9 protein-coding genes are annotated in these 7042 nt (G+C 64.5%); all 9 read left to right on the top strand.

The features are described from left to right. Window positions 1–1786 (top strand): TraC family protein (locus AC58EF_RS27965; RefSeq protein WP_497279636.1); only part of this gene is annotated, 1786 nt, incomplete at its 5' end. 3 nt (window positions 1787–1789) lie between these two features. Beyond that, complete coding sequence (locus AC58EF_RS27960) at window positions 1790–2137, top strand: hypothetical protein (RefSeq protein ID WP_497279635.1); 348 nt, start codon at window positions 1790–1792, stop codon at window positions 2135–2137. Then, window positions 2134–2703, top strand: coding sequence for a TrbI F-type domain-containing protein (locus AC58EF_RS27955; protein WP_497279634.1), 570 nt, complete (start codon window positions 2134–2136; stop codon window positions 2701–2703). The genes AC58EF_RS27960 and AC58EF_RS27955 overlap by 4 nt, the downstream gene beginning before the upstream one ends. Next, window positions 2687–3208, top strand: a complete 522-nt coding sequence (locus AC58EF_RS27950) for a S26 family signal peptidase (protein ID WP_497279633.1) — start codon at window positions 2687–2689, stop codon at window positions 3206–3208. Before AC58EF_RS27955 ends, AC58EF_RS27950 begins: the two co-directional genes overlap by 17 nt. Then, window positions 3205–3852, top strand: a complete 648-nt coding sequence (gene traW / locus AC58EF_RS27945; RefSeq protein WP_497279632.1) for a type-F conjugative transfer system protein TraW — start codon at window positions 3205–3207, stop codon at window positions 3850–3852. Before AC58EF_RS27950 ends, traW begins: the two co-directional genes overlap by 4 nt. Beyond that, window positions 3849–4127, top strand: coding sequence for a hypothetical protein (locus tag AC58EF_RS27940; RefSeq protein WP_497279631.1), 279 nt, complete (start codon window positions 3849–3851; stop codon window positions 4125–4127). Before traW ends, AC58EF_RS27940 begins: the two co-directional genes overlap by 4 nt. Before the next feature lie 26 nt (window positions 4128–4153). After that, a complete protein-coding gene (gene traU, locus AC58EF_RS27935; RefSeq protein ID WP_497279637.1) occupies window positions 4154–5137 on the top strand; it encodes a conjugal transfer pilus assembly protein TraU in 984 nt (327 codons plus the stop codon). A gap of 10 nt (window positions 5138–5147) precedes the next feature. Continuing rightward, window positions 5148–5894 (top strand): type-F conjugative transfer system pilin assembly protein TrbC, encoded by a 747-nt coding sequence (gene trbC / locus AC58EF_RS27930; RefSeq protein WP_497279630.1) that lies wholly within the window; start codon window positions 5148–5150, stop codon window positions 5892–5894. A 14-nt stretch (window positions 5895–5908) separates the two neighbouring features. After that, a complete protein-coding gene (gene traN / locus AC58EF_RS27925; protein ID WP_497279629.1) occupies window positions 5909–6985 on the top strand; it encodes a conjugal transfer protein TraN in 1077 nt (358 codons plus the stop codon). Window positions 6986–7042: the final 57 nt, after the last annotated feature.

The raw sequence follows: 7042 nt of genomic DNA, 5'->3' as shown, positions 1-7042 counted from the left end.
GACGACTTTTACGCCGCCCGCAGCAGGACTATCCCGCCGCTACCGTGGTCGAATATTGCTCCGCCGTTCTCACGGCGATCTCTTCACTGACAAGCTCAGGATGCCCTGTCCGGTGGCGACGGTGTTGTGTCTCCAATATCCGGACGAGCAGGCCTCTGCGAGCAAGGCCGGCTACAAGTTCATGCGGACCACCAGCCTCGCCGATTCCAAGTCGGCGCGCTTCCTGCCGCAGCTACGCGAGCAATCGCGCGAATGGCAATATGTCCAGGACGAGTTGCGGCAAGGCCGTAAGCTGGTGCGCTGCTTCTATTCGCTGACCACCTTCTCGCCCAAAGGGCAGGGCGATGCCAATGAGCGCGTGGTGAAGTCCGTTTACCGGGCGGCGGGCTGGGACCTTCATGACGATCGCTACCTGCAGATCATGGGACTGCTCTGCGCAATGCCGATGACGCTCGCCGGCGGCCTGTCGCGCGATCTCGAGCGCATGAAACGCATGCGCACGATGCTCACCACAACGGCCTGCAACCTCGCGCCGCTCCAGGGCGAATATCTGGGCGGCCCGATTCCGCATCTCATGCTGGTGGGCCGGCGCGGCCAACCTTTCTTCTGGTCGCCGTTCGAGAACGCGGCCGGAAATCACAATGTGGCCGTGTTCGGCAAGAGTGGCAGCGGCAAGTCGGTCGCGCTGCAGGAGCTGTGCGCATCACTTTGCGGCGCCGGCGCCAAGGTCGTGGTGATCGACGACGGACGTTCCTTCGAGCACTCCGCGCGGCTCCAGGGCGGCGCCTTTGTCGAATTCACGATGGCATCGGGGTTCTCCCTCAATCCTTTCGCGATGATCGATACCGCCCGAGCAGAGGAGGATGACGATTATCTCCTCGATTGCATGGCGATGCTCAAGGCGATCGTCGCGCAGATGGCGCGCCACATGGACCGCCTCAACGACACGGAGCGCGGCCTCATCGACGGCGCGGTCAACCAGATCTGGACCGAGAAGGGCAGGGAAGGCAGCGTCGACGATGTGATCGCCGCGCTGGACGGCACCGGAAATGAGCTTGCGCGCGACCTCGGCATCGCGATGCGGCCCTTCTCGAGCGCGGGCACCTATGGCCGCTTCTTCAGCGGTGACGTGAGCTTCAAGCTTGAGGCGGACTATACGGTATTCGAGCTATCCGATCTCGCATCGCGTGAGGAATTGCGGTCGGTGGTGCTGACCGCGATCATGTTCATGTCGTCGCAGGCAATGCGGCGCATCGATCGCGCAATTCCCAAGGCGCTGCTGCTCGACGAGGCCTGGCAGATGCTGCGCGGCGGGGCCATGGCCGAGTTCATCGAGACCTATAGCCGAACCTGCCGCAAATATGGCGCCGCGCTTATTACCGCGACCCAGTCCCTCAACGACTATTACAAGTCGGATGGATCGAAGGCGGCGCTTGAGAACAGCGACTGGTTCGTCATCCTCCAGCAAAAGCCGGAAACGATCGCCGATTTCAAGAAGCATGACCGCTTCGATATGGATGATCACACTGATGCGCTGCTGCGCTCACTGAAGCGCAACGGCACAGAATATTCCGACATCATGATCAAGGGCCCCGACATGTTGGCGCTGGGCCGGCTCGTGCTCGATCCCTTCTCGGCTGCGGTCTATTCGTCGAGTCCGCGCACCTTCGCGGCGATCGAGGCCGGCGTGCGAGAAGGACTGTCGATCGAGGAAGCGATCGAACGGCTGCTTGAGCCAGCGGACGGGCAGGAGGCGGGCGGGCCGGTTCCGCTCGCGGCGGAATAAGCCATGCCGATCCCCGAGCGCATCACCCTTTATCGCCCCCGCCGCCGGCTCGGACTCAACTGGGGCGCGATCGCCTATCATGGCCTTCGCGCAACGGGCTGGGCGGCCACCAATTTGCTCGTCGTCCTCGGCCTGTACGTCGGATTCCTTGCGCTCCTGGGCAACCTCGCGTTCGACGGAATCTTCCTTCAGATGAACAATCTGGCGACGCGTTACCTCGAGGCGGACGCCGGGCGGCGTGGTTCGTTCCAGTTGCTGCTGGCGGGCCTTACTGCGGTCCTGTTCCTGATCGTCGGCATGCTTCGGTGGCACGCGCTGGTGCGAGCCGAGCCCTCGGGAGATAAGCCATGAGCGACGCCGCACGCGAGCCTGAACTCGACCTACCCGCTCCGCAGATCGCGGCCGCGCCGCGCAGGCGCAAGCTCCGATTTGCGGGACTCACCGCCGCACAGCTGGCAGGCATCGCGGCACTCCTCGCTGTGATCGCCTGGGGCATGTGGGTCACCCGCACGCTTCTTGCACCGCACCAGGAGCGGATCGTCGCCGTCCGCCTGTCGGGTCTCGTTGGTGAATATGTTCATGCGCAGGCCCGCAGCGCCTCGCCGCCGGAGCAGGTCGAACGCGAGATGCGCGCGTTCATGGCCTCGCTGGACGATCAGATGGCAAAACGCGCCGCTCGCGGCGAAACCGTCCTCGTCGCGGAGGCCGTTCTTACCCGCAACGTGCCCGACGTCACCGACGAGGTGCGGCGCGCCGTTTATACGAGTGGGGTCGCTATCCCGCGTCCGGCATCGCCCGCCGAGCTCGCGGCGAGGCAAGCCGCTGCCGGATCGCCTGGGGGTCCGGCAGCGGCGCCCCCGACCGCCACGACTGCTCCCTCTCCATTCGTGAGTCCGCCCGATGCGACCGTCCGGTGAGCCGCGCGCCTGGCACCGCCGCCGCTGGCTGCTAGCCGGCCTGATCTTGATTGGCGGAATAGCAGTCTCCGCGCTCGCCTCCTGGCGTGAGGAGCATGCATTGCTCATCAACGCCTCGGAGTCTCTTCCCAACTGGGCGTTCGCCGTCCAACGCAACAAGGCGCCGGCGCGCGGCGATTATCTGTTCTTCGTGCCGCCCTCCTCCGATCTGGTGCGGGCGCATTTCGGCGAGAGGCCAGGGCCGTTTGGCAAGATCGTCCAGGGGATGCCCGGCGAGATCGTCGAGCACCGCGGCGCCGAAGTGCTGGTGGGCGGCCGCGTCGTCGCCAGGATGAAAAGGGTGACACGACGTGGCGAAAGGCTCGTCCCGGGACCCGTTGGGCGCATTCCCGAGGGGTGTTATTTCGTGGCAACGCCGCATCCTGACGGCTTTGACAGCCGCTATGCGGCTATAGGCTTTGTCTGCCGCCCGCAGATCCTCGGAACCGGCGAGGCGGTGCTATGACGCCGCCTGTCGTCCGCATCGGAGTGGCAAGCCTCCTCGTGGCGATCGGCGCCATCGCGTCCACGCAAGCGCGGGACTATGGGACGCAAGCGCGGGCCTTTCCAGTGATCGAGCCAGACTTGCTGGCGACGATCGAGGCCAGGTTGGCCCGGCTCCAGTCGTCGGGTCAGATCGATGCGCTCAATCAGCAGTTTGCGCGCCGTGTTGAGCAAACCGTGCGCCGCCCGAAGCCCGTCGCCGGGCTAACGCCAGCCACCCGTGCTCGCAGCTGGCAATTCGATCCCGCAATGGTTGTCGAACGCGACATCCGCGACCAGAAGGGCAACCTCATCGCGGCTGCGGGGCAGCGGGTGAACCCCCTCGACTTCGTGACCGTGCGCCAGACGCTCGTTTTCGTCGACGGCGACGACACAGGGCAGATGGCATGGGCGACCGGGCGCTGGAAGGCGACGGACGCCAAGATCATCCTCGTCGCGGGCTCGCCGATCGAGGAAATGACTAACCGCAAGCGGCGCTTCTATTTCGATCAGAACGGCGTGCTGACGGAGAGGTTCGGCATTCGCCACACGCCGGCGGTCGTGAGTCAGGCGGGCAAGGTCATGCAGGTGAGCGAGCATGTTCTGCCCCGCCGGGAGGCAAAATGATGCCCCTCTGGCTCGATCTGCTCCGCACGCCGATGGCCGCGCCCGAGACGAGAGAACTCCGCCGCCGGCGTTATCTCTGGCAGTTCCTGTGCGTCGCGCTTGCCGTCTCAATCTTCTGCCTGCGACCGCTGCGGGCTGCCTTTGGTCCGACCGTCGGCCTGTTGTGCGCGGCATTGCTGCTGGCCGCGCTCCTTTGCGGACTGCGCTATTTCCGCGCGAAAAACGCTGCCGATGACGCCTGGCTTGCCGAGCGGAAAGAGGAGGGCGAACCGTGACGCGGCTCCGTCTCCTTGCGGCTGTCCTGACACTGTTCGGCTCGCTCGCGCTGCTACCGGGCCGTGCGGAGGCGGTCGGGTGCTCGGGCAAGTTCGTCAATCCCGTGACGGATGTCTGCTGGTCATGCCTGTTCCCGCTTTCGGTGGGTGGCCTCAAGATCTGGCCGAGCGGACGGCCGGATACGAACAATCCGGCTTCACCGATCTGCGCTTGCGCCGATCCGCTGCCGCGCATCGGCATTTCGGTCGGCTTCTGGGAGCCGGTCAGGCTCGCCGATGTGACGATGAAGCCATGGTGCTTCGTCAATCTCGGCGGAATGAAGATCGCGCCAGGCTTCGACATCGGGCAGGGCATGTTGGCGGGACCGAGCCAGGTTGGCGGCAAGAGCCAGAACACCGCCAAGTGGCACGTCCATTGGTACGTTTATCCCTTATTGTACTGGATGGAGATCCTGACGGATTTCCTCTGCTTCGAACAGGCGTCCTTCGATATCGCCTACATGACCGAGATCGATCCGCTGTGGCAGGACGATACGCTGACGGCGCTCATCAATCCCGAGGCGGTGGTGTTCGCCAATCCGCTGGCGGTCGCCGCTTGCGCCGGGGACTGTGTAGCGGGCACCGTCGGCCTGCCGCTCGACTCCTTGTTCTGGTGCGCCGGCTGCCAGGGCACGATGTACCCGCTCAACGGCAACATCCCCTCGCATATCGGTCATGTTCAATCGTCGCGGCTTGCGCTCTCCCGCTTCTCCTACAAGATGCACCGCATGGGCCTTGCCTGGGGCACGATGGGCTCGAAAGGTCTGTGCAAGAAATACCTCATGCCGATCATGAGGAAGCAGCAGTACCGCTTCCAGATGACGAACCCGACCACGACGGTGTCGGGACGCTATGCCTGCTCGCCGATCGGCGCATCGACCATGCCGCCCGATGCCGGACGGGCCTATCCCGCGGCGGGCGAGGACATGGGCTATCTCGTCTGGCGCAAACGCAATTGCTGTGTGCTGTAGGGAGGGAGCGATGCGTGCCATTCTCATCGCATCGATCGTTCTCGCGGGGCTCGCAGGCGGCGCCGCGCTGTGGGCGCAGACAGCCGACGAACTCGACATCCAGGCGATCAAGGCTCGCGCCGCAGCCATGGCAGAAGATGCCGAGACGTTCGTCGCCCATGTGAAGGATCGCGGTGATGCCCTCCGGGATGAGGCGTCGTCGACGGCCGATGCGGGTCGTGAAAATCTCAAGCGCCTGTCACCCGCCGATCTGCCGACCGGTCCCAAGGGCGTCGTCGACTTCGACGAGCTGGTCGCGGGCGCCGTCGGCAACCTAGACGCGCCGCGCGGACAGGCGCCGCAGTTTATCGCCTTTGCGAGCCTCTCGATGCCGGAGGAATCGCTGAAGCGGATGATCGCCGACGTCTCGCGCGCGGGCGGCGTGGTGGTGTTCCGCGGCTTCCCGGACAATTCCATGAAAGCGTTCCAGTCCGCGATCGCGCGCCTTGTCGAGGAAGAGACAGACTATGCGAGCATCGGGATCGATCCGCGGCTGTTCCGCGCCTTCGACGTTCAGGCGGTTCCGACCTATGTCACAGTCGGCTCCGATTTCGACCTGTGCGACGGCTTCCGCTGCAAGACGATCGTCCCTCCCAATGATCGCCTGACCGGCAACGTCACGGTCGAATATGCGCTGGCTTCCTTCGCCGATGGCGGTGGCCCCGGCGCGAAGGTTGCCGCCGTCGCGCTCCGCAATCTCCGGAAGACACAGCCGTGAGGCCTGTCCTCGCCTTGCTCGCGGCGGCCATATTGGTGACCGCGAACCCTGCGCTCGCCCAGGAAACGACGGCTGATGCACGGGCCGAGGGCAAGGCAATGGCCGACGCGTTCCGTCAGGACGGAACGCTGGTTCCCACCACGGATGGCCAGGCTTTCGAGGTGCCGGGCTACCAGGGAACGACATTGCCGCAATCCACTTATTTCGACGATCCCGACAAGATGGTCTCCGATGCATCGGCGCAGACCTCGTTGCATGAGGGCTATACGACGATTGTCGAAGGGGATCGGGTCCGGCCCAAGTTCGATCCGGCCGAGATCAAGGCGGACATAGCGCGCGGACGCGCGATCGAGGATGACCCCCAAGCGTATCTCGATGGCGAGGAGATCACCGGGGGGCAGGGGAGCTGCACACCGCTGCCGCCGAGCCAAATGCCGGAGGGCTGGTATGAAACCAGCTGCAATGTCGGCAGCAAACTCAACGAACAGACCCGCTCCTGCACAATACCCCTGAACGTGACGGTCGAGAAGCGTGAGACCTACACGTACTGGGCAGGCCGCATGAGCACGATGCCGACCGACGGCGGCGTCTACCCGGCCCGGGCGGCATTCGACGACGAGGTCGCGAGCGGGATCTGCCAGGAAACGCGCGCGATCGACTATTGCAGCAATTTTGGGCCATTCGGATTCACGCCAGCGCCGTCCTGCCCGTCGCTCGGCCACACCGCCTACGAGCTCAAATGCAGCGCGCCAGCGCAAGGCATTTCGCCGGGCACCTATCATCCGGGTATTGTGCTTGCGACGGGCGAATATTGGCTGTCCAGGGATGAGGAGGCTTCGACCGTCACGGCGACACGCAATGAGGCGGCGTGCGCGCCCTTTGCGGCTGACAGCATGTGCGTTCAGCAGGAGGAAGTTTGCACCTCGAGCGATCCCGTCACCCGGATCGTCAATGGCGTTCCCGTAACGCAACCGTGCTGGGCGTGGAACCGGAGCTATCTCTGCCATACCGTTTCAGCGGGGAACGATTGCTCGACTCTCGAGAGCAACGGCCAATGCACTTTCGTACGTGAGGGCCTCTGTGCATTGTAGGGACACGGATTCACGGTAGGCATCGACGTCAGGGGTAGCGAACTATTTGCGCAGGTT

This window comes from Sphingobium sp. WR1, assembly GCF_059693745.1.
The sequence above is the reverse complement of the archived record's forward strand: the minus strand, read 5'-3'. Positions and strand labels throughout refer to the sequence as shown.